This window comes from Litchfieldia stipae (assembly GCF_014837155.1).
GTDB lineage: Bacteria > Bacillota > Bacilli > Bacillales > Bacillaceae_L > Litchfieldia.
Window position 1 is genome coordinate 15,985 of sequence record NZ_JACYHA010000001.1, and the last position, 22,059, is coordinate 38,043.

Consider the following 22,059-nt stretch of genomic DNA (forward strand, 5'->3'; position numbering starts at 1 on the left):
TCTAGCCCTTTACCGAACCAGCAGCAATACCCTCAACAATTCGGTTACTTAAGAAGAAGAACATAATTAATATTGGAATAATACTAATCATTAATGTAGCCCCAATCGCGCCCCAATCAGTAGCATACTGACCAATAAAGTTTTGAATACCGACGGTAAGGGTCTTATATGAATCAGAACTAATAAATGTATTAACAAAGACAAACTCATTCCAGTTATAGATCATATTGATAATCACCGTTGTAGAAATAACTGGAGTGGTCATTGGTAATGTAATTTGAAAGAAAATACGATGGATTGAACATCCATCCATCACAGCCGCTTCCTCAACCTCACGAGGTAGCGTATAGTAAAACCCTAATAAAATCATAATGGTTAGGGGTAGATTGAACGCTGTGTATGTGAGAATAATCGCTAACGGATGATCAATTAAATTAAGCTTCATGAAAAATTGGAATAAAGGAATTAAGGTTGAATGAACTGGAATCATTATTCCAACCATAAATAGCCCAAGAACTAGCTTATTCCACTTCCACTGCATACGAGTGATCGCAAATGTAACAAAGCTTGCCAATAATACAGTTAACACAACAGCTGATACCGTCACTAGAATACTATTAAAGAAATAGAGATTAATATTCCCCTGAGACCAAACAGTGACATAGTTTTCCCACTTCGGACTTTCTGGCAAGGCAAATGGTGAATTACTAAAAATTTCAGCATCTCCTTTTAGAGAGAAAAAGAAGAGCCAAATGAGTGGATAAATTTGTAATGCAGCAATAATCGATAGGACAATATATAGCACGGTCTTACCAAGACGGCTAAGTAATAATCGTCCTTTTTCTTTTTGTACGGATACATTTTTCTTCACTTGTTGGTTTGAACGGATCTCCATTATTAGCTCGCCTCCTTAATATTGAATTTCTTCTTTTGTTTCAGTTAGCTTTCGAATCAACCATGTAAGCACTAAACAAATCAGTAGTAAGAAGAACCCAATCGCACTACCATATCCGAAATCATAGGTTCCAAATGCTTTTTGATACATATACGAGGCCATTACTTCACTAGAACCATTTGGACCTCCACCTGTCATGACATAAATCAAATCAAAGTATTTCAAAGAACCGACAATCGCAAGAACAACCGTTACTTTAATAACTCCGGCAATTAATGGGACTTTAATTTTCCAAGCAATTTGCAATGCATTCGCACCATCAATTCTTGCAGCTTCAACCAATGATTCGGGGATATTCTTTAAAGCAGCATAATAAATCAAAATATAAAAGCCTGCATATTGCCAAATGATTGGAACAAAGAGTGCTTGTAATACTAGATTTGGCTCTGCAAGCCATGCTGGTGGATTTTCAACTCCGAACGTCATAAGTAAGCTATTAATAAGACCGTTTGACGGATGATATACTTTCAACCAAAGCTGGGCAATGGCAACAGAAGACAAGAGCATTGGGATCAGATAGATTTTTCTTAGGAGATTAGCTCCCTTTATTTTGCCTGCGAGGATAAGAGAGATGGCTAAATATCCTATTAGACTGATCGTAGAAAATATCGCTAGAAGAAATGAGTGATAGGCACTATCCCAAAACATCGCATCCTTCAATAGTTTTGTATAGTTGGCTAAACCGATAAACGTCATTTCACCAATTCCATCCCATTTCATTAATCCGTAATATCCTGTCATAATAATAGGAACATAAATTAATGCAATAAGGATGAGTAAAGCTGGGAGTACATATAAAGCAATAACTGTCTTATTTGACATGACTCGATTCATAAGCTTATTTCAGTCCTTTCTTTAAAGAAAAAGACATATCCTCTCACGTTAGATATGCCTTTTTCTTTTTCTGGCCTTACTGTTTATTCTTCACTTGCAAGTGCTTCTTCGTGTTTTTTCGCAAATTCTTCAGGTGTGATTTGTTTGCCAAATAGAGATTGAATCAAATTCAAATGCTCATTTGCCACACCTGCACTCATTTGAACGTCTGCATATAGAGTAATATTACTTGCATTTGCTAATTCATCTAGCACATCAATATACATTTGTGGAAGATCAACTTTAGATGTGTCTACTTTAGTTGCAGGGATTACACCAGCATCAGTTACAGAACGCTCTCCCCATTTCTCAACAAAGAATGCTACAAATTTCTTAGCCTCATCCTTTACCTTCGAGTTTTCAGATACGAATAACCCAACTCCAGGACCACCTACAAAGCTATTAATGTCACCTTTTCCACCTTCAACCGTAGGAAACTTGAAGAAACCAATTGAATCTCTGAATTCTTGTGGGACCTCTTCATTTGTTGTATAGTTTGGAAGCTCCCATGACCCCATTAAATACATCGCTGCTTGGTTGTTCATGAATGGACCTTTTGCTTCATCGTTTGATAATCCATTAAATCCTTTTACGAAAGCATCCATATCTACTAAGCTTTGAATCTCTTTTGCCGCTTCGACAAGAGCTGGATCTTCAAATGTGCCTGTACGATTAATGGCATTTGTTAATGTTTCTGGACCACCGAAGCGATCTGCTAGATACATATACCACATTGAACCTGTCCAACGATCCTTATTTCCAACTGTAATTGGTGTTACTCCATTATCAGCAAGTGTCTTAACAATGTGTTTAAAGTCTTCGTATGTTTGTGGAACCTCTAAATTATGATCTGCAAATATCTTTTTATTATAAAAAATTGGTGCGATGTTTAATTCAAGTGGAAGGCCGTAAGTTGTTCCATCAATGGCATAGGCTTCCGTTGTTCCAGAAATAAATGATTCATTTAATCCAGCTTCTAATACATCATCTAAAGGTGCAAACATGTTCCCTTTTACATACGGATCAAGGAAACCAGCTGCCCAAGTCATCCCAATATCAGGAAGCTCGTTTGAAGCTGATAAAACCTTAAGTTTTTCTTTGTACTGTTCATTAGATAAAATGTCTAATTGTACTTTTACATTTGGATTTGCTTCTTCATACTCAGCTACGATATCACTTACAATTTGGTGATGCTGCTTTGAACTTCCTTGAGGCCATAAGTGCATGAACTTCAATGTCACTTTATCCCCATCACCGCCTGAATCAGTTGGTTCATTACTACTAGTACCTGATCCACTACAACCACTAAGGATTAAGGATATGACTAGCATGCTCATTATCAGCAATGTAATCGTTTTTTTCTTCATGTTTGTTTCCCCCTTTAAATGTGTTATTACAGTTTTCATTTTATCATTGAAGCGCTTTCAAAAAAGGTACCTATCATTGGAGAAAATACCCTTATTTTTGGGTGTTTCTAATTATTCTCTTTTTATTAGATTGTTTTCTCAAAGTTTGTTGTTCTTAGATATAACCTATTGAAAAGTGAAATTTCTAGCAGACTGAATACACGGAGACTCCCGTGGGATGCGTGGCCAAAGTGAGACCCCGCAGGAGTATAAGCGACGAGGAGGCTCACCGGTCACCCCACAGGACGCGGAGTGTATTCAGGCTGCGGTTTTATAAACTTTTATTTAGTATCACATCAAAAAACTGCCCCAACATAGGCTTGGGACAGTCTCCAAGTTCATCACTTATATCTAATTAGTGTTAGATTTGTTCATTAAGAACCATTTTTCTATATTTACTAGGTGTAATTCCTTCATGCTCCTTAAATAACTTGATGAAATATTTAGAGGTACCATAGCCCGTTTCTTCTGCAATATCAATCACAGATAGATCGGTGTTGATTAATAGCTGCTTTGCCATTTGTAAGCGACTCCTCGTCACATATTCACTAAACGTCATATTAACCTGTTCCTTAAATAACACACTTAAATAGCTCGGATTTAAATGAACATGTTTAGCAACGTCATTTAAGCTGATATTTTGGCTCAAATGGGTATCGACATATTGGGTAGCTTTGGAAATAGGAGAATCCTGTTTTTTCTCATCTAACTTCACAGTCACTAATTTATCATCAACAACCCTTTGAATTCTTCCTATTCTTTCTCGACTCGATTCAAACTCAAGGGCTTCCTCAACAACCTCTATTAACTTTGTTTTGTTCACTGGCTTCAATAGATAGTTATGAACGCCAAGCCTAATCGCTTCTTGGGCATAAGTAAACTCTGAATAAGCTGAAATTACAATCACAACAGGATATTGATTTTGTTTTTTCAATATATCAAGCATTTCTAGACCAGTCATTTCTGGCATACAAATATCTGTGATTAGCAAATGAATCTTTTGTTTATTTAATATTTCCATAGATTCAGAAGCACTTGCTACACATAGAATCTCCTGCTCTCCTTTTGACCATGTCTCAAGTGCCTTCTTAAGTCCATGTCTTGTGATCGGTTCGTCATCCACAATCAAAATTGTTTTCTTATTCATCGATTCCTCTCCCTCCTGATAAGGGTATTTCAAACATGAAACATGTTCCTCTATTCACTTCACTAGTAATCGTAATCCCGCTATAGCTTGAATCTTGATAATATAGCTGTAGGCGCTTATTCACATTCGCAATCGCTACACCATTCCCTTTTAAGGATGATACTTTACCTGATTCTACCTGCTGAAGTATTCTATCTATTGTCTCTTGATCCATACCTACTCCGTCATCAATAACCTTAACGGTTAAATGTTGAGACTCTTCGTTTGGTGAAAGGATAACGGAAACAGATCCTCGACCAGACTTATTACCAATTCCATGAGAAATAGCATTTTCTACTAAAGGTTGAATAAGTAACTTCGGTATTTTTATATTCTCATATCCCTTTGGTTCAACAATCTCATACGTAAATCGATCACCAAATCTGATTTTCATAATTCTCATATAGCTTTCAACATGCTCTAGTGCCTGCCTAACCGTAACCCATTCATTCTTCTGTTGATCACTGATTGTATATCGAAATAGTTCACTCATCGAAATGACAATTTCAGCTAATTCTTCTTCCTCTTTTTCTTCTAAAGACCAATATAGAGCATCTAGTGTATTGAAGAGGAAATGTGGGTTGATTTGAGCTTGTAGTGCCTTTAATTCGGACCTGCTTCTCATTAATTCTTTCTCATATACAACTTGGATCAAGTGATTTGTATTTTCTACCAATTGATTGTACGATTTATTTAGATGCATAATTTCAATAGTGGAGGATGTTTCAGGGATTTTTATTAACTCTCCCTCTTTAGCTTTTAACATTGTCTTTGTTAAATTGTTAATCGGTCTGGTTATCATAGTAGAAAAAATATACGAGAATAAGAGAAATACGATGATTCCAATTCCACCTGAAAGGATGATTGTTGATTTCACAACTGATATTCCATCCATAAAGTTTTCCACTGGTGTCAAAATCGTTAATGTCCAGCCTGTCTTCTCTGACTCTTCCTTTGTCAATATATACTCATTATCACCTAGTAAGATGTTATTCCTCTCTTCTATCAATAGTGGTGCAACATCGCCTACATAATTAGAGGTAATTGGTTGTTGATATTGGTCGACTAATATCATGTATTCGTTTCCATTGCTATTATCAATGAAATCGAAATAATCAGCATTTAATTGAACTAAAAGATAACCTCCATTTGAAAAACCTCTCTCAATGAGACTTACACGTTTGATTGCTAGAAAAAATTCTGGCTCCATCGGATCCGTCCCAATCCATACAAGCTTTCCCTTTGCTTCATCAGCAAGCTTGATCCAATAATCATCAAGTCTGGTATGTAACGCTTCATCATCAAGAGGAATGATTTTTTCATAGTCAGAAGTGTATATTTCAAAATTTGATATTCCATTAGAGTAGGTTTGAAATGAATTTGAGATTTGCATAAAAGTTTGTCTTTGTTGATAGCTGATTGGTAACCCCGTATTATAGCCCTGTAGCTGTTGTTGAACAATTGTATTAGTGGTAATTTGAGTTGAGAGCATATCAACCTGCTCATAGAGTGACTCCACTCTCGCACTAGCTTGAATCGCAGTTTGATAGATTTGCTTCTCCGCATTATTCTTTAACATCTCTGAAACCTGACTATAAATTAAAATCCCTACGAAACATAAAACAATCGTCATGACTATTAAAAACACAATTAGAATTTGGTTTCTAAGGGTATTATATTTCATCCATTTATTCCCCATATTTTACATCCTTTATGAAAAAAAGATCATTTGCTTACACTTAGTTTATCACATAAACTAACTGTTAAGTAGCATTTTATTTAAGCGTTTTCACTATTCTGTTTAGCTAACAGCTTTGCAATAGGCTGTTTTCTCAAAGTTTGTTTTTTTTGACATAAATAAATTGAAATGAGTTCTCTAGCAGCCTGAATACACTCAAGACTCCCGCGGGAATAGTGGGCAAAGTGAGACCCCGCAGGACGCGGAGTGTATTCAGGCTGTGGCTTTAAAAGCAACAATTATACAAACAGCCTTGCAATAAGAAAAACTCAATCACTACATAGTGTATTAACTTATTCGAAAACTGTATAATAGGTTCATAGCTTTCAATTCGCATAGGAGGAGATTCAATTGACTTATCCAAACTCACAAGAAACCATTCAAATCATAAAAAACTTAGTTTCCATTCCAAGTCCATCTGGGAATACGAATGAAGTGATTACGTTTGTAGAGAACTTCTTAGCAGACTATCATGTAGAAACGAAACGTAACCGTAAAGGTGGTCTTATTGCAACCATTCGAGGAAAGGATCATTCGAATCATCGAATGCTAACAGCTCATGTTGATACATTAGGTGCAATCGTTAAAGAAATTAAACCGAGTGGTAGACTGAAGCTTGATTTAATAGGTGGCTTCAAATACAACTCAATCGAAGGTGAATACTGCGAAATTGAGACATCCTCTGGAAAGAAAATCACAGGTACGATTCTCATGCATCAAACAACTGTCCACGTCTATAAAAATGCTGGAACAGCAGAACGAAACCAAGAGAACATGGAAGTAAGGATTGATGAGAAGGTACATACTGCTGAACAAGCACGCGCCTTAGGGATTGAAGTTGGAGACTTTGTCTCATTTGATCCAAGAGTTCAAGTGTTACCTAATGGATATATTAAGTCCCGTCATCTAGATGATAAAGCAAGTGTTGGAATCCTTCTTCAATTAATCAAGCAAATTCAAACCGAAGGAATTGAACTACCATACACTACTCATTTCCTTATCTCAAATAATGAAGAAATTGGGTATGGAGGCAACTCAAACATTACCCCAGAAACAGTTGAATATTTAGCTGTTGATATGGGAGCGATGGGAGACGGACAGTCCACTGACGAATACACCGTATCTATTTGTGTAAAGGATGCTAGTGGACCATATCATTATGCCTTCAGAAAAAAGCTTGTCCAGCTTGCAGAAAACAACAATATTGGCTATAAACTTGATATTTACCCTTATTACGGATCAGATGCATCTGCAGCCATTCGCTCTGGTCATGATATCATTCATGGTTTAATCGGGCCAGGGATTGATTCATCACACGCATTTGAGCGTACGCATATTTCTTCCATTGAAAATACAACTAAGCTGCTCTATCATTACCTTCAATCAGAAATGGTTGAATAACTAACATGAAAAAAGCTCGTGTCTATGATTCTGTCATAGACTCGAGCTTTTTTTCGATTAGTATTGCTGCCAGGCCTTCGTGTATTTCTCAAGTAAGATGGGATGAATCAATGTATTAACTTCAATCTTAACAGGCTTGCCATTTTGATCAAAAATCTCCTGATCTATGTCCTTTCCAAACAATGTCATTCCTTTAATCAGATCTTCTGTCAGAAATTTTGTTTCAACAGCTAATTCTATATCCTCCAAGTCAAAGCTCTCTCTCTTAGCTAAGATAAAACCCCAATCTCCGAAGCTTGGAATATCAACATGTAAATTTACAACATGAAGACCTGTACTTGAAATTGTTTTATTGATGCCCCAATATACCTCAGTGGCAAAGGTAGGACTTGTTGCTTGTACCATTACACTTCCACCAGGTGACAAATGATTTCTTATCAATTGATAAAATTCTAATGTGTATAGTTTATTTAATGTTTCATTATTTGGATCCGGAAGGTCAACAATAATTACGTCAAACAACCCAGGATTGTTCTTCAAATAATGAAACGCATCTTCATTAATCACTTGAACACGACTATCCTCAAAGGCATGATCATTTAATTTTAGAAGATCGTGATATGTACTTGCAAGTTCAATCATTTTAGGATCGAGATCAACAACTGTTATAGATTCAATTTCACGGTATTTCCTTAGTTCACGTATGGCTAATCCATCTCCACCACCAAGAAGTAGAATCTTAGATTTCTCTTTTGCTAACATAACTGGGGGGTGAACTAGTGTTTCATGATACCGATATTCGTCTGATGAACTAAATTGAAGCTGTCCATCTAGGAACAATCGCATATCCCCCTGTTCTTTCGTTATAATCATTTGTTGATAACTTGTCTGTTCTGAATAAACAATAGGGTCACGATATAGCTTTTGTTCAAATCTAAATGCCATTTCTTCACCAAAAAAGACCCCACCCAGTAGAATAATAATAATGCCTATTCCAGCAATACCATGAACTTTTGCATATTTAATCTCTGTTTTAAAATAATTCAACAACCAAATAGCCACACATGCGTTAATTAATGCAACTACAAATGCAGTTTTAACCAACCCTAATTGAGGTCGTAATATATAGACAAATAATAGTCCACCAATTAAACCACCAGCATAATCAGAGAACAATACTCTTGCTGCACTTCGATTTAGAGTTTCTCCAATCTCATTTGCTTTGCGGATCAAGATAGGGAGCTCCACACCTGTTAAGGCACCAACGATTAATGTAATCGTATATAGAAAAAAGGCATCTGTTCCCGAACTTAGATAGGCCGTCACACCAAATAATAGGAAGGTAGAGAATCCACCGATGATAGCGATTAAAAACTCAATCCATACAAAAGAAAGAATAAGATTCCGTGTGACCTTTTCACTCACAACAGCTCCTATTCCCATTCCTGTTAGGAAGAGGGAAATGGTTAATGTGTATTGCTTCACACCATCTCCCAAAATATATGAACCAGCAGCACCAAATAATACTTCAAAGATAATCCCACAAATTGAAACGATTCCTGATGCCCAATAAATTGCATTTGTCTTTCTTATCCCATCCTGCATTCTCGAAAGTCCTTTCTCCGTTTAGATCATGTAATTGATGCACCAATCACAAATGCTAGGCCGACAGAAACGCCAAAGCTTATAATTCCAACTGCAAGATTCCCTTTTAATAAGTGCTCTTCTACAGAAAATTTTCGAGTGAACAATTCAAATAATAAATATGCAACCATCTGCAACACTACCCCTACTGCACCCCATATGAGAGTATCAAGGATTTGAGAACTATGATAAATTGAGAAAGCTAGAATAATACATATACCTATTATTTTACCAATAATAGATAACGCAACTGCTTGATTCCCTTTTTCCACTTCTTCCCAATCTTTATATTTCTTAGTTAAACTTTCAAAGATAAATAAACCAATAGCAACTATAATAATAGCAATCACAAAATACATAACAGTTAAAATAAATGGTTCCATCCCCATACTCCTCTCTATTTCCCTGCTCCTGGTCCACCACCACGTACGGAAGAGCTCCCCCCACGAACAGTTGGTTTTTTATTAATTCCTTTAAAGCTTCCACCTGAATATCCATAACCATCATAGCAATTATCTTGATTCATTTTACACTGACTATTACGCTTTTTCCCCCAATCATCAACATCAAGCACATCATCCAACACCCAAAGTAAAAATAAACCATCAAAAAAACTAGGTGAGTAATTATTGCGTACAAAATCATAATTAGCTAGTTCGATAAATGTATTCGCTGGATTTTCTGGATCTTCAGTTATGATAACAAATAAATTGTCATAGATTAGAGCCTGTTTCCCTTCAATTAGCTCGCTTATTTCGATAGGTTGTTCATGAGATGTAACTTGAGCAACTACTTCTGGTATTGTTAACTTCTCAGCAAAATAAACCTCAGAATAATTCGAGTTATCTGTCGTGTCATTTACTGTGTCGTATATGACATATTCATTATTGATAAATTCCCCTATACCTTCTTTGAACAATCCTCCCGCTTCTGTAGAACAAGCAGTTAAGAATAACAAGAATGAGAGAATAAGAGCAAGAAGTGGTTTTTTCATAGCTTCACCCACGTTTCCTTCAAACTAGAGGCTGACCCACTTGAGCTTTTAAAAGTATCAAGTGAATCAGCCATTACGAATTTATCTACTCTTTACCAAGTTTTCTCTTTAAAGCAGCTAGTTCATCATCAACCCCACTGCTTTTATCAAGGACTGCAAATTCATCATCTAAACTACGATTAGAAGAACGTAAATCCTCACTTGTCTCCGCTTCTGCTTCGAAACGAAGAACCTTCTCTTCCATTCGTTCAAACCCTTGACGGGATTGATCTCCACCGATATTTGACATTGCCCGGTTCATTTTTGTTCTTGTTTGAGCTGATTGGGCTCTTGCCTTAAGTGAATCCTTCTTAAGCTTCATTTGATTATATTCGCTTTTCATTTCATCTAGCTTAGCTCTTAGTGTATCAGCATCTTGTTTTGCTCTGGAATACGATTCTCTTAATGTTTCAGCAGCTGCACTTTGAGCTTTCTTATCTTCAAGCGCTCTTCTTGCTAAATCCTCATTACCTGCTTCTAACGCTGTAATCGCTTGTTCTTCACGCTTCGTTACCATTTTGTCCGCTTCGATAACCTTCTTCTCTAACATCTTTTCATTAGCAATTTGTTTAGCAACTGCAGCTTCTGCATCACGAATATCAGCTTCCATATCTCGCATAAATTGATCAAGCATTTTTACTGGATCTTCTGCCTTGTCAAGCATAGCATTTAACTCTGAACCTACAATCGTTTTAACCCTCTTAAAAAATGAAAACATCCTTCATTCCTCCTATTATTAACTACCAGCTATTATTTTTATTTCATATTCTTCAATTTCATACCCATAACTTACTTCAATTTCAGAGCCCCATATTTCTACCGATAGAAATTGTTCCTCATTATCATCACAAAAGTCAAAATATTGACATTCTAAATTATTGACATTCTTTCCTCTGCCTTCTCCTTTGACCCTTGCAATTCCTGATTCATCAAGATAATACTTGACTCCTTCATAAAGAAGTTCCTTTGGAATCGGTTCAGTGAGCTTTAAAGTTGCCTTCTCATAAATGGCTACATTTAATTCATCATCCATTTCAGCACTTAACCAAATCGATTTATTAGAACCCTGCAGCTGGTATGCAATCCATTCAAATCCATGAGAATGATATATTAATTTCCCTACAACCTGATAATCTTCAAGGTCATACGTAACTATATCTCCTACCTCTAGGGTGAGAACAGACCTATGCTTTACTTCAGGTACTACGTCTTTTTTTCCAAAGAGCTTCTTTAGTATGCTCATTCTAAACACTACACCTCCTATCTTAGTAGTATTTAAATATCTTAATATATGTACGGTTCATGCATGAATAGGTTTCAGTTTTGGCAAAATTCTTACATTACTTATTATAACGGAGCACAAAAGGAAATTCTATCCAAAAATACCTAATAAAAAAAGTTCCTGAGTACTTAAATACTTAGAAACTTTTAGTCGATTTATCAGTGGAGATTCTTATTGTTAACATAGCGACCATAGTCCGGAATTGCGATTGAATCAAATTCATTCACCAGTTTTGTTAATCCAACTGTCAGCTCTTCTCCAGACATCGGTGCCCCATGTCCCGTTACTACAACAGTTGGGTTTAGCTTAGCAAGCTCTCTCACAGACTCCCAGGCGGCTTGCCAATCAGTTGTTAAATATCTTGGTGGGCCATTGATTTCTTTTTGTTGGGTTAAGACCTTATATAATTCATCTTGTCTCACCGTAACGAAAGCATCGCCAACAATTAACGAATGATCTTCTTCTCTAAAAAAAGAAACATGCCCTGGGCTATGTCCTGGTGTATGAATCCACCTCCACCCTGGCAATTCTGGAACAGTTCCATCTGTTGGAAGGCTTTGGACATGATTAGATAAATTGATGGGTTCATTCGGAAACATGGCGGACATTTTAGCAACCATTCCACCCTCTACTGTCGGGTCAGGTTCTGGGTAGCTTTGTTCTCCTTTTAGAAAGGGTAATTCTAACTGATGGGCATAAACTGGAACTTCCCATTTATTGACTAACTCAATTATTCCACCAATATGATCAAAGTGACCATGTGTTAACAGGATGGCTTTCGGACGACTACCTTCTCCAAATCGCTCTTGAACAATTGAGTTAATCTCATCAGCAGAATGTGGCATCCCAGCATCTATTAAGACAAAATGCTCAGCATTCCCTACTAAGCAAATATTCACTACTTGAATTGTATGACAATAAATGTCTTCAGCTACAACCACACCTAAACCACTAGCAATAGATGTCACAGGTATATACTTATGATCTTTACTATATTCCATTTCTTTATCCATGAATGCTCATACCCTTTCAATGTTCTGTATCAAATAAGGGTTAGTTTCTACATTCATCTATTAATTATGTAACCATAAAAAAAACGGGTAGACATATTCCTTATCTCCCGTTTTTCATAATTACCTTGCTACAATCATTTCTTTTTCTAGAATATCTTCAATTAGGTCGGTTGCTTCTTCAATTGTCCTTGCCTTTATCGTCTTAATATTTTCTTCTGGATAAGACAAGCTCGTATGTTGATAACGAGGGTCATAATAATACTCTAATAAAAGTCGTATCGCTTGTGGATAATCCCTTGAAAGTAGGTCTTCTTCTATTTGTTTAGCAATTGGGGTATGAATGCGGTTCTTAATCTTTTGAAATGCATCGATATACTCTTGTTGATGCAATCCTGGTTCATATTCCTCCAAAATATGCTTCACTCGTTCTTCCATTGGCAGTTCAATAAATAATTGCTGTCCCTGCTGCTTTTTCTTTAACAAAAAGTCGGGTAATGCCACTTTCCCAATCCGTTTACTTTCAGCTTCAAACAAAACATATTTAGACTGTTCGGTTCGCACCAATTCTTTTAAAAGCAAGGCATCAAACATTTTCTGATTGCGTGGTTCAAGTCCGACTTGTCCAAAAATGGACCCGCGATGACTCGCCAAACCTTCAAGATCAATCACTGGATACCCTTTTGAATGTAAGGCCTTAAGAATAGCTGTCTTACCAGTACCAGTTAATCCATTTATCACAAAGGCCTTCGGGTTTATTTGAAATGAATTTAGTGAGTCTACAACCCATCTGCGATAGGCATTTAATCCTCCTAACAGACGGTAGACTTTGATGCCCATCAAGTCAGTAACTGTTGCAGATGTTTTACTTCTCATCCCACCACGCCAACAATAGACTAATTTCCCCCCTTTTATTTGTCGAAACTCACGAATAAAGGCTGGAAGTTTTGCAGATACAATTTCAAGACCTCGTTCCTTCGCGGCTTCCACATTAACCTGCTTATAAATCGTACCAATCTCTGCCCGTTCCTCATCATTGAAAATAGGAATATTGATACTACCTGGTATACTACTTTCTTTATATTCTGATGGAGATCTTACATCTATTAAAGTAAGCTCCTGCTCCTTCTGCAAATGAATCATTTGTTGTACATCGATATCCTTAAACACAGTTGTTTCCTCCTAACAAAACGAAAGGATACTCTTTCTTTCCTATTATAATATAAATTGCATATTTAAAGTAAATTTCAATTTAAGGAAATAATAATCATGATCTTGTGTAACTTTCACAAAAAATCAATTGACACCCTTATTTATTTTCTGTATTTTATTTAAGTATGTCTTTTTAGGAGGTAACAATGGAAAATCAAAATACACATCATGTCAAAATTACAACAGCTGACCCTTCAGCACTTGGGTTGTTTGGTTTAGCGATGGTCACGCTTGTCGCTTCCTCTCAAAAGCTAGGCTTAACAGAAGGTCTGTCATTCGTTATTCCTTGGGCATTCTTCTTGGGAGGAATTGCACAATTATTTGCTTGTGTTCAGGATGCTAAGCATAATAATACATTTGGAACAACTGCTTTCGGAGCCTTTGGATTATTCTGGTTTGGTGTTGGAACATCATGGTTAATACAATTAGGCTTCTTTGGAGAAAACCTAGCTGCAAATGTTGATTCAAGACAACTTGGAGTTGCATTTATTGGATATCTAATTTTTAGTATCTTCATGACAATCGGTGCAATGGAAACACATAAAGTACTCTTCTTTATTTTTGTATTTATCGATTTCTTATTTATAGGTTTAGCTTTAAGCTCTTTCGATATTTTACATGATGCAACACATATGCTTGCAGCCATTTCTGAACTTATTATTGCATTATTATCTTTTTATGGATCAGCTGCTGCAGTATTAAATACTCATTTCGGACAAATTGTTTTACCTGTTGGTAAGCCATTTGGAATCTTTAAGAAATAGCCATGAACTCCTGTATTTATACAGGAGTTTTTTCATACAAAAATTGATCATATTATTGACCTTCTCGTTACGTCATACTTTATAGTGATATTGAAAGGAGTTAAAAAAATGGAATGGCTAAAAGTGAAGGAAGTTGCGAATTTAGTAGGAATCAGTGTACGAACACTTCATCATTATGATGAAATTGGGTTACTTATACCACAAGAAACGACTGAAGCAGGCTACCGTCTATATAGTAATAAAGACCTCGAAACTCTACAACAGATTTTGTTTTTCAAAGAATTAGGTTTTCAATTAAAACAAATAAAAGAAATTATAAATAACCCATTATTTGATTCAGAGGAAGCATTACAATTACACAAAAAAGCGTTATATGAAAAACGTGACCGTCTTAACAAAATGATTTCGATGCTAGAAAAAACAATAGAGTATACGAAGGGAGAAATTGAAATGACAAATAAGGAAAAATTTGAGGGCTTTAACTTTAGTCATAATCCATTTGAACAAGAAGCTCGTGAACGATGGGGGAATCAAGCTGTAGATCAATCAAATAAAAAACTTGCAAAACTGTCTCAAAAGGAGCAGCTAGCACTAACACAAGAATGGGATAAAATCTATCAAAAGCTGGCCACCCTTAGACATGAATCTCCACATTCAGCTGATGCACAGGAGGCTATTAAAGACTGGTATGATTACTTGAATAATCATTTTGGGACCTACACATTTGAAGCATTCAAAGGACTAGGTCTATTATATGTTGATGATCAACGATTTACAAAAAACATTGATAAATATGGAGAAGGATTAGCAAAATTTATGTCAGAAGCAATGGGAGTATTTGCAGATAACCAAATGCATTCTTAAAATAGCAGATTGGATTATTTGGTGTCTTACTATTAACATTATTAAATATAGGTTGTTTTCGTATATATTATTGCTTTTGATACCGCAGCCTGAATACACTCCGCGTCCTGTTGGAGCCAACTAGTCTCACGGGAGTCCCCCGTGTATTCAGTCTGCTAGAAATCTATTCTTAATTAATTCACCTCAAAAAACAACAAACTTTGAAAAAACAGCCTAAATATATAAAAGGGATTATCTTGTAGCTAGTCCCTTTTATATAGAAAAACTTGATCCCGCTTGTTTTGTGTGAAAATCAAGTTTCACCTTTGGCTGATATTTACGCATAGCTTTTGTAGATAGAAGTTCTTTTAAATAGATTTCACCATTTTGACTTTTTAATTTCAATAAATTTAGTAATTGTGTTGTATCATCCAATGCTCGGTGAGATTGATTTGATGAAATTCTATGCCCTCTTATAAGAGTGAGCAGCTTTTTATTTGCAAAGCCATAATCCTTCCACTTAATATTTCTCATCGAACAATACCATTTCTTTTCATTAATAGACGGATACATTCGAACTAGAAAACTTCTGTCAAACGAAGCATTATGAGCGATTATGACATCTGATTTATTCAAAGCATCATTAATGATAGAATCATCAAATTCCTTCCCCTCAACATCTCTATAAGGGATTCCATGCACTTGATACGCTGACTCATAATTTGATCGAGCGGATGAAGTTTGAGGTTCTCTTAAATACGTAATCTCTTCAAGTTGCCGAATCACCTCACCTGTTTTCTTATCATAGGAAAATAGGATTAATGCAATTTCAATGATTTCATCAAAATCAGGGCTTAGCCCCGTTGTTTCAACATCGACTATACAACCAATATTCATGTTTTTATTAACTCCTTATACATAAAACTACCACTGATTATCTCATGTATCTCTTTTGACGTCTGTAGCTTATTTAATAAACTTTTTGATTTTCTTCAGTCCGTCCTTCGTATTCGGATAGCGGAAGGGGAGGTCAAACCTTGTAGTTTGTTTTAAAATGCTCTTTTCATGAGAAAATACATCAAAGCTGCCTTTCCCATGATAGGCTCCAATTCCACTTTCTCCAACACCACCAAAAGGTAAGTAAGGAGAGCTAAGATGATAGACCGTATCATTAATACATCCTCCACCAAATGATATACTACCAAGAATCCGTTGCTGAATCTCAACTGATTCAGAAAACAGATACAGTGCAAGTGGTTTAGGACGTTGATTAACCTCTTCGATCATCGTTTGTAGATCATCATATCCTAGCACTGGTAAGATTGGTCCAAAGATTTCATCCTTCATCACTTCATCGTTCCAAGTAATTGATTCTAACACGGTCGGCTCGATCATTAATGCGCTACGATTGTATTGGCCACCACTAACTATTCTTCCATTTGTTAGAAATGGAGTTAAACGATCAAAGTGACGTTCACTGATTATTCTAGTAAAACGACTACCACTTTCTAACACAGCTTCTCCATACATTTCTCTAATTGCAGATGTAAGATGTTCTAGAAATTCAGTTTTGATCTCATTGTGAACAAATAAATAGTCAGGTGCAACACATGTCTGTCCAGCATTCAAAAATTTCCCCCAAGCTATTCGTTTGGCTGCTAATTTCAGATTTGCATCCTTATGTACAATACAAGGGCTTTTCCCACCTAATTCTAACGTGACAGGTGTTAAATGTTTAGCCGCAGCCTCCATAATTACCTTTCCAACAGGTACACTCCCGGTAAAGAAAATATAATCAAATTTTTCATTTAGCAAGGCTTGGCTCGTGTCTACTCCCCCCTGAATCACAGTAATGTAATCTTCAGGGAAAGTATGACTAATCAATTTCGAGATTAACTCTGATGTCTTTGGAGTTAATTCTGACGGTTTAAGAATGACACAATTCCCAGCCGCAATTGCTCCAATCACCGGGGCTAGTGCTAATTGTAGCGGATAATTCCATGGTGCAATAATGAGAGCAACTCCATAAGGCTCAGGATAGATAAAGCTTCTCGAACCAATTTGAGCAAGCGATGATTTGACACTTCTTGGTTTTGCCCATTTTTTTAAATGCTTTATTGTAAAGCGTACTTCTTCTAGCAATATACCGATTTCGGTTATATAAGCATCAAAATTTGATTTATTTAGATCTGTCTTTAACGCTTTCATCAACTCTTCTTCATTTGATCGAATTAAATGACGTAGTTTTTCTAATGCATCAAGGCGAAAGTCAATGCTTTTTGTATGCTCTTGAGAGAAATATTGTCGTTGTTTATGAATAACCTCTTGATAGTTTTGCAATGCTTCGTTCCTCCATATTTCCATGTACAAAAAGCTAGAACATATCATATATTGCTCCAGCTCTTCTCAAATTAGATTTCAAGTCTTATCTTATTTCCTGAAGGGTCTTCTGTCATCATATAAGTGCCCTCTTCAATTACCCTTGCGCCTATCTCCTTTAATCTCATCATTGCTTCTCTTCTTGCAGATTCATTTGGAAGTTTGACCCCGTACCATGTCATCCTAACACTTATTTCTGAAGGTTTTGGCGCTCCTAGTCCATTCCAAATGTTCATACCAATATGGTGATGATAATTTCCTGTCGAAAGAAATAGTGCTTGGTCCCCATAAATCCGATTAACAACTTGAAAACCAAGTCCATAAGTATAGAATTCTTCTGTCTTCTTCAATTCAGATACATGTAAATGAATATGTCCCATGATTGTATCTTTTTTAAGCCCATTCCATTTTTCACCTTGAGTCAACGACAATAGCCCCTCTACATCCAGTCTTTTGGTATCCATTACTACGTCACTTCCTGACCACACCCACGTGCTCGCAGGACGATCGACATAGATCTCAATGCCAAATCCATCAGGATCTGCTAAATATATTGCCTCACTCACAAGATGGTCTGAAGCTCCTTGCAACGGATAACCACTCTCAAGAAGATGTAACAAAATCTTGGCTAAATCAGATCGTTCAGAAAGCAGTAAAGCATAATGGTATAAACCCGTTGTTCTCACTTGTTTTGGGGTCACGTCTCTTGGCTGTTCTATTGTAAGTAATGGAGTAGATCCATCAACTGTCAATATTGCCTTGTTCTTCTTTTTTTCAAGAACCTTGAAACCAATTATATCTTGATAAAATTTGAGTGAACGCTCAAAATCTTCGACTATCAAAGCAACTTGACTAATAAATGAATTTGGAACACAATGAAACCCCATTAAATACCTCCCACATATACGACTACAAAGTCTACCTTTTCTTTTGTTAATTATATTTTAATGTGGCTCTGAAAACATTTTATCTGCTCATAATTTTAACGTAGTAATAACATAATAACAAATGAGGTGAGTGAACATATGGACCGCATTTTATTAAAATTTTTAACCATCATTGGATTTGCCTTACTTCCAGTATTAATTAGAAAACCACCGATCAAAGACTGGTTCTTAGTTTTTTTCATCAAAGGAATGCTTACTGGGATATTAGATAATATTGTTGTTACAAAAAATAAAGTCTCTTATCCAGTAAGACATTATCCAAAACACTTTAAAATCCACCTACTTTTTGATTTTTTATTATTTCCAATTGCTTGTGTATTTTATAATCAACTTACATATCGCTCATCCATTCCTGGAATTATCTTCAAAGTGTTCTACTTAAGTGTTCCGATGGCAATTATTGAGTATTTCGCTGAAAAATATACAAACTTACTTAAATTTAAAAATAACTGGAATTCATTGTATTCATTGATATCACTCACATGTACATTTTGGTTTGTTCGAGCTTCTATTGCCTTGATTCGATATATCGATAAAAAGCAAAACCACCAGGCAATCAGCGAATAACTTTTTTATAGAACTACATTTTAATTAAGTGAACACTCTTTTTTGTTTTGTTTGTTGTTGGAGGCAATACATCATCTGGAATTCCGGGAATGTATGTCCTTCCACAAGAATTCATTTCAAATTCTTGTTTTGCGTGATCTACTAGGTCAACAGTTTTTAAAAGATCATAAGCTGATAATGCCATTGTTTTTGCAGCAAGATGCATCCCTTTGTAGCCAATTGATGAACCATAAGATGCCGTAGCCTGCCAGGAATGCGCTTGAACTCCAACAGGAGCACATGTCGTCATAACTTGGCCAATTGGAACAATCCAACTGACATCCCCAACGTCTGTAGAGCCAGGCATGGTTGTACCCTTTAACCCCGGAAAATGATAATATCCTGTTGGTAACAGTTCATCAATTTGGATACCAAATTGCTTCTTTGACTGACTAACAATAGTAGGTTCAACAGTACTTACTAATTGTTGAGCAAATGAATTCTCTTCTTCAGTATATATCGGAGAACCTCCAAGCTTCATATTTTCAAACATGAGGTTATTTAATATATCATTTGGCAACGTGTCATAAGCAAATGCTAGGATTTCATGACTTACCTCAGTTTCTGTCATTAATGCAGCTCCATCAGCTATTTTATGTACACGACGGAGAATATCATCTACTTCCTCCTTGGTAGAAGCTCTAAGATAATACCAGACGCTTGCCTGGTCTGGGACAATATTCGGAGCTAAACCACCATTGGTAATGACATAATGAATTCTTGAACCGTCTAAAAGATGCTCTCTCAAATAATTTGCCCCAATATTCATCAACTCAACTGCATCTAGGGCACTTCTTCCTGCATGAGGAGCGCCAGCTGCATGTGCAGTAGTCCCCTTAAAGTGAAATTTAATGGATACCATTGCTTGCATACTCATATTCACTGGGAAATTTGCTGTACCCGGATGCCATGTGAGGGCACAATCTAGATCATCAAAAACACCAGCACGAGCCATAAACGTTTTACCTGACAATACTTCCTCAGCAGGACATCCATAATACCTAATCGTCCCTTCTAACCCTTCATGATCCATTACCTCTTTCAAAGCGATCACTGCCTCAACACCAGCTGTTCCAAGTAAGTTATGTCCACAACCATGCCCAGGTCCTGCTTCTACTAGTTCATCTCTAAATGGGTTCACAGATTGAGATAAACCAGGTAACGCATCATATTCACCAAGTATCCCTATAACTGGTGTACCGATACCATACTCAGCTACAAAGGCCGTGGAAACACCTCCAACACCAGAAGTGATTTTAAATCCAACCTCTTTTAACGTCGCCATTTGTAGATTTGAGGCAAATGTTTCTTCATATGCTACTTGCGGGTTGTCCCAAATTTGCCTTGCTATATCTGTAAATCTAAATTCATGTCTCTGAATCCATTCTAATAGGCCCTGTTTACTCATAAAAGAATCACTCCTATTTTTAAGATTTCAAATTTCTATATCGTTCTATCATCCATAATTTTAAATATTCTATAGATTCAGATTAAACGACTTTAACTGAAAGAACAAGGTTTAAGTTAGATATTCTTACAATCTAATTGGCCGAATTTAATAAAATTGCTAGAAAAAGGTGAAGGATATTCACCATCCTTCACCTTTACTTATTAACCAACCTTGTCGATCATTTTTGTTTGATTTGGAGTGATCAATCCATATTTGCCATCACTCGTTTTATACACAGCTCTTAACTCGCTTGTAAGGTCATCTAAGAAATAGAGATGTTTTTGGTGATAAAGCTCTAATTGAAGAATTGCTTCCTCTACACTCATAGGCTTATTAAAACTTCTAGGAGCAAATTGTTTTCTTTTCTTTTTCGGTGTTTTTTGGTTATTAATCTCTGCTGTCACTATTTGTTGTTTTGGTTTGCGATTATATTTTGTTTTATATTTTCTGATTTGCCGTTTCATTTTTTCTTCTGCAATATCAATTGATTTATATAGGTCATCAGAATGTGCTTCAGCGCGAATGAACGTCCCATTCAAAGGTATATTAATTTCAATACATTGTTGATTTCTTACTACAAATACATTAACATGAACGTTCGTGTCAAATGGCTCTTCAAAATAGTGTTCCGCTCTCCCTATCTTTTCGTGGATATAATTTTTGATTGTCTTTGTTAGTTGAAGGTTCTTCCCATAGATGATTAAGTTCATCCTTACTTCATCTCCTGCCATGTGATTTACTTCACAAAGAACTTGGTTACAACTCACTACAGATACTCTAAGCGATTTCCTACAGCACATTGATGACCTCCTTTCACTTCTTGATATCTTTAGTATTCCACATTATTTCCATATTTTCTCTAGGAATGTTACAGTGTTGTGAACAAAAAAACAACAGTTTCAATAACCATTGTTTTTCTTCCATAAATTAGTCTAGAAATTTCTTTCGAATTTCAGGTGAAGGAATGTGGCAGGAATCATTCCGCCCAAACCACTTGTATCGATTCTTAGCTACATAATCATAAATTGGGTCCCTTACAAAACGAGGGACAACTGTAAGTACACTTGCTAATTTCCACATACCTTCTAGATGTCGAGAAATCCTTAATGCAGCATTTGATTTAATATAAGCTCTATCCTCTTCTATATAGACAATACTATCAATATCGTCTTGAATCTTAAATCTTTCCAAATAAGCTTTACCTACATTGCTTTGCAGGGATGCAAATGAAAAAACATCATCTTTGTCTCTTTTTATAATAAATTGCACACTATTATTACAAAAATTACATGTCCCATCAAATAAGATGATTTTTTTCATTTCATCAACC

22 protein-coding genes are annotated in these 22,059 nt (G+C 36.1%); 4 read left to right on the top strand and 18 right to left on the bottom strand.

Going from position 1 to position 22,059, the window contains the following annotated elements:
• Position 1: 1 nt before the first annotated feature.
• From F7888_RS00065 to F7888_RS00085, 5 genes are all read right to left on the bottom strand, one after another.
• Positions 2-895, bottom strand: a complete 894-nt coding sequence (locus F7888_RS00065) for a carbohydrate ABC transporter permease (protein ID WP_191775832.1) — start codon at positions 893-895, stop codon at positions 2-4.
• A gap of 15 nt (positions 896-910) precedes the next feature.
• Complete coding sequence (locus tag F7888_RS00070) at positions 911-1,789, bottom strand: carbohydrate ABC transporter permease (protein WP_191775835.1); 879 nt, start codon at positions 1,787-1,789, stop codon at positions 911-913.
• An 83-nt stretch (positions 1,790-1,872) separates the two neighbouring features.
• Complete coding sequence (locus F7888_RS00075) at positions 1,873-3,195, bottom strand: extracellular solute-binding protein (protein ID WP_191775837.1); 1,323 nt, start codon at positions 3,193-3,195, stop codon at positions 1,873-1,875.
• Positions 3,196-3,595: 400 nt separating this feature from the next.
• The gene (locus tag F7888_RS00080) at positions 3,596-4,381 is read right to left on the bottom strand and encodes a response regulator transcription factor (protein ID WP_191775840.1); all 786 of its coding nucleotides are present in this window, start codon (positions 4,379-4,381) and stop codon (positions 3,596-3,598) included.
• Positions 4,374-6,119, bottom strand: a complete 1,746-nt coding sequence (locus tag F7888_RS00085) for a sensor histidine kinase (RefSeq protein ID WP_191775843.1) — start codon at positions 6,117-6,119, stop codon at positions 4,374-4,376. Before F7888_RS00085 ends, F7888_RS00080 begins: the two co-directional genes overlap by 8 nt.
• 390 nt (positions 6,120-6,509) lie before the next feature.
• Here F7888_RS00085 and F7888_RS00090 point away from each other — a divergent pair, with 390 nt between their 5' ends.
• Positions 6,510-7,559: a M42 family metallopeptidase gene (locus tag F7888_RS00090; RefSeq protein WP_191775846.1), complete on the top strand. Its 1,050-nt coding sequence runs from the start codon at positions 6,510-6,512 to the stop codon at positions 7,557-7,559.
• A gap of 57 nt (positions 7,560-7,616) precedes the next feature.
• Here F7888_RS00090 and F7888_RS00095 read toward each other — a convergent pair whose 3' ends face one another.
• From F7888_RS00095 to mnmH, 7 genes are all read right to left on the bottom strand, one after another.
• The gene (locus F7888_RS00095) at positions 7,617-9,164 is read right to left on the bottom strand and encodes a polyamine aminopropyltransferase (protein WP_191775849.1); all 1,548 of its coding nucleotides are present in this window, start codon (positions 9,162-9,164) and stop codon (positions 7,617-7,619) included.
• Between the two features lie 26 nt (positions 9,165-9,190).
• Positions 9,191-9,586 (bottom strand): DUF350 domain-containing protein, encoded by a 396-nt coding sequence (locus F7888_RS00100; protein ID WP_191775852.1) that lies wholly within the window; start codon positions 9,584-9,586, stop codon positions 9,191-9,193.
• Positions 9,587-9,600: 14 nt separating this feature from the next.
• The gene (locus F7888_RS00105; protein WP_191775855.1) at positions 9,601-10,197 is read right to left on the bottom strand and encodes a DUF4247 domain-containing protein; all 597 of its coding nucleotides are present in this window, start codon (positions 10,195-10,197) and stop codon (positions 9,601-9,603) included.
• Between the two features lie 85 nt (positions 10,198-10,282).
• Positions 10,283-10,954 (bottom strand): PspA/IM30 family protein, encoded by a 672-nt coding sequence (locus F7888_RS00110; RefSeq protein ID WP_191775860.1) that lies wholly within the window; start codon positions 10,952-10,954, stop codon positions 10,283-10,285.
• Between the two features lie 18 nt (positions 10,955-10,972).
• Positions 10,973-11,479: a DUF4178 domain-containing protein gene (locus F7888_RS00115; protein ID WP_191775863.1), complete on the bottom strand. Its 507-nt coding sequence runs from the start codon at positions 11,477-11,479 to the stop codon at positions 10,973-10,975.
• 197 nt (positions 11,480-11,676) lie between these two features.
• Complete coding sequence (locus F7888_RS00120) at positions 11,677-12,531, bottom strand: MBL fold metallo-hydrolase (RefSeq protein WP_191775866.1); 855 nt, start codon at positions 12,529-12,531, stop codon at positions 11,677-11,679.
• Between the two features lie 120 nt (positions 12,532-12,651).
• On the bottom strand, positions 12,652-13,698 hold the full coding sequence (gene mnmH, locus F7888_RS00125; RefSeq protein ID WP_191775870.1) for a tRNA 2-selenouridine(34) synthase MnmH: 1,047 nt from the start codon (positions 13,696-13,698) through the stop codon (positions 12,652-12,654).
• Positions 13,699-13,886: 188 nt separating this feature from the next.
• Here mnmH and F7888_RS00130 point away from each other — a divergent pair, with 188 nt between their 5' ends.
• The gene (locus F7888_RS00130) at positions 13,887-14,504 is read left to right on the top strand and encodes an acetate uptake transporter (protein ID WP_191775873.1); all 618 of its coding nucleotides are present in this window, start codon (positions 13,887-13,889) and stop codon (positions 14,502-14,504) included.
• Positions 14,505-14,612: 108 nt separating this feature from the next.
• Positions 14,613-15,368, top strand: a complete 756-nt coding sequence (locus tag F7888_RS00135; RefSeq protein WP_191775876.1) for a MerR family transcriptional regulator — start codon at positions 14,613-14,615, stop codon at positions 15,366-15,368.
• 252 nt (positions 15,369-15,620) lie between these two features.
• Here F7888_RS00135 and F7888_RS00140 read toward each other — a convergent pair whose 3' ends face one another.
• From F7888_RS00140 to F7888_RS00150, 3 genes are all read right to left on the bottom strand, one after another.
• Positions 15,621-16,244 carry an exonuclease domain-containing protein gene (locus F7888_RS00140; protein WP_191775879.1) on the bottom strand — a complete coding sequence of 208 codons (624 nt, stop codon included), beginning with the start codon at positions 16,242-16,244 and terminating at the stop codon, positions 15,621-15,623.
• Between the two features lie 69 nt (positions 16,245-16,313).
• The gene (locus F7888_RS00145; protein ID WP_191775882.1) at positions 16,314-17,687 is read right to left on the bottom strand and encodes an aldehyde dehydrogenase; all 1,374 of its coding nucleotides are present in this window, start codon (positions 17,685-17,687) and stop codon (positions 16,314-16,316) included.
• A 71-nt stretch (positions 17,688-17,758) separates the two neighbouring features.
• Positions 17,759-18,613 carry a VOC family protein gene (locus F7888_RS00150; RefSeq protein ID WP_191775885.1) on the bottom strand — a complete coding sequence of 285 codons (855 nt, stop codon included), beginning with the start codon at positions 18,611-18,613 and terminating at the stop codon, positions 17,759-17,761.
• 138 nt (positions 18,614-18,751) lie between these two features.
• On the opposite strand from F7888_RS00150, the gene F7888_RS00155 reads away from it, so the two are divergent.
• Positions 18,752-19,240 carry a CBO0543 family protein gene (locus tag F7888_RS00155; protein ID WP_191775888.1) on the top strand — a complete coding sequence of 163 codons (489 nt, stop codon included), beginning with the start codon at positions 18,752-18,754 and terminating at the stop codon, positions 19,238-19,240.
• Between the two features lie 13 nt (positions 19,241-19,253).
• Here the strand turns inward: F7888_RS00155 and F7888_RS00160 are convergent, their stop codons facing one another.
• The 3 genes from F7888_RS00160 to F7888_RS00170 form a co-directional block, all read right to left on the bottom strand.
• Complete coding sequence (locus F7888_RS00160) at positions 19,254-20,687, bottom strand: amidohydrolase (RefSeq protein ID WP_191775891.1); 1,434 nt, start codon at positions 20,685-20,687, stop codon at positions 19,254-19,256.
• Between the two features lie 203 nt (positions 20,688-20,890).
• Complete coding sequence (gene hpf, locus F7888_RS00165) at positions 20,891-21,529, bottom strand: ribosome hibernation-promoting factor, HPF/YfiA family (RefSeq protein WP_191775894.1); 639 nt, start codon at positions 21,527-21,529, stop codon at positions 20,891-20,893.
• A gap of 127 nt (positions 21,530-21,656) precedes the next feature.
• Positions 21,657-22,049, bottom strand: coding sequence for a thiol-disulfide oxidoreductase DCC family protein (locus tag F7888_RS00170; protein ID WP_191775896.1), 393 nt, complete (start codon positions 22,047-22,049; stop codon positions 21,657-21,659).
• Positions 22,050-22,059: the final 10 nt, after the last annotated feature.

Bases quoted from the DNA above. Each gene is read 5' to 3' on its own strand.
- hpf (WP_191775894.1), bottom strand. From the start codon at position 21,529: ATGTGCTGTAGGAAATCGCTTAGAGTATCTGTAGTGAGTTGTAACCAA.
- F7888_RS00065 (WP_191775832.1), bottom strand. From the start codon at position 895: ATGGAGATCCGTTCAAACCAACAAGTGAAGAAAAATGTATCCGTACAA.
- F7888_RS00100 (WP_191775852.1), bottom strand. From the start codon at position 9,586: ATGGAACCATTTATTTTAACTGTTATGTATTTTGTGATTGCTATTATT.
- F7888_RS00160 (WP_191775891.1), bottom strand. From the start codon at position 20,687: ATGAGTAAACAGGGCCTATTAGAATGGATTCAGAGACATGAATTTAGA.
- F7888_RS00110 (WP_191775860.1), bottom strand. From the start codon at position 10,954: ATGTTTTCATTTTTTAAGAGGGTTAAAACGATTGTAGGTTCAGAGTTA.
- F7888_RS00080 (WP_191775840.1), bottom strand. From the start codon at position 4,381: ATGAATAAGAAAACAATTTTGATTGTGGATGACGAACCGATCACAAGA.
- F7888_RS00120 (WP_191775866.1), bottom strand. From the start codon at position 12,531: ATGGATAAAGAAATGGAATATAGTAAAGATCATAAGTATATACCTGTG.
- F7888_RS00140 (WP_191775879.1), bottom strand. From the start codon at position 16,244: ATGAATATTGGTTGTATAGTCGATGTTGAAACAACGGGGCTAAGCCCT.
- F7888_RS00075 (WP_191775837.1), bottom strand. From the start codon at position 3,195: ATGAAGAAAAAAACGATTACATTGCTGATAATGAGCATGCTAGTCATA.
- F7888_RS00070 (WP_191775835.1), bottom strand. From the start codon at position 1,789: ATGAATCGAGTCATGTCAAATAAGACAGTTATTGCTTTATATGTACTC.
- F7888_RS00170 (WP_191775896.1), bottom strand. From the start codon at position 22,049: ATGAAAAAAATCATCTTATTTGATGGGACATGTAATTTTTGTAATAAT.
- F7888_RS00130 (WP_191775873.1), top strand. From the start codon at position 13,887: ATGGAAAATCAAAATACACATCATGTCAAAATTACAACAGCTGACCCT.
- F7888_RS00115 (WP_191775863.1), bottom strand. From the start codon at position 11,479: ATGAGCATACTAAAGAAGCTCTTTGGAAAAAAAGACGTAGTACCTGAA.
- F7888_RS00150 (WP_191775885.1), bottom strand. From the start codon at position 18,613: ATGGGGTTTCATTGTGTTCCAAATTCATTTATTAGTCAAGTTGCTTTG.
- F7888_RS00155 (WP_191775888.1), top strand. From the start codon at position 18,752: ATGGACCGCATTTTATTAAAATTTTTAACCATCATTGGATTTGCCTTA.
- F7888_RS00135 (WP_191775876.1), top strand. From the start codon at position 14,613: ATGGAATGGCTAAAAGTGAAGGAAGTTGCGAATTTAGTAGGAATCAGT.
- F7888_RS00105 (WP_191775855.1), bottom strand. From the start codon at position 10,197: ATGAAAAAACCACTTCTTGCTCTTATTCTCTCATTCTTGTTATTCTTA.
- F7888_RS00095 (WP_191775849.1), bottom strand. From the start codon at position 9,164: ATGCAGGATGGGATAAGAAAGACAAATGCAATTTATTGGGCATCAGGA.
- F7888_RS00085 (WP_191775843.1), bottom strand. From the start codon at position 6,119: ATGGGGAATAAATGGATGAAATATAATACCCTTAGAAACCAAATTCTA.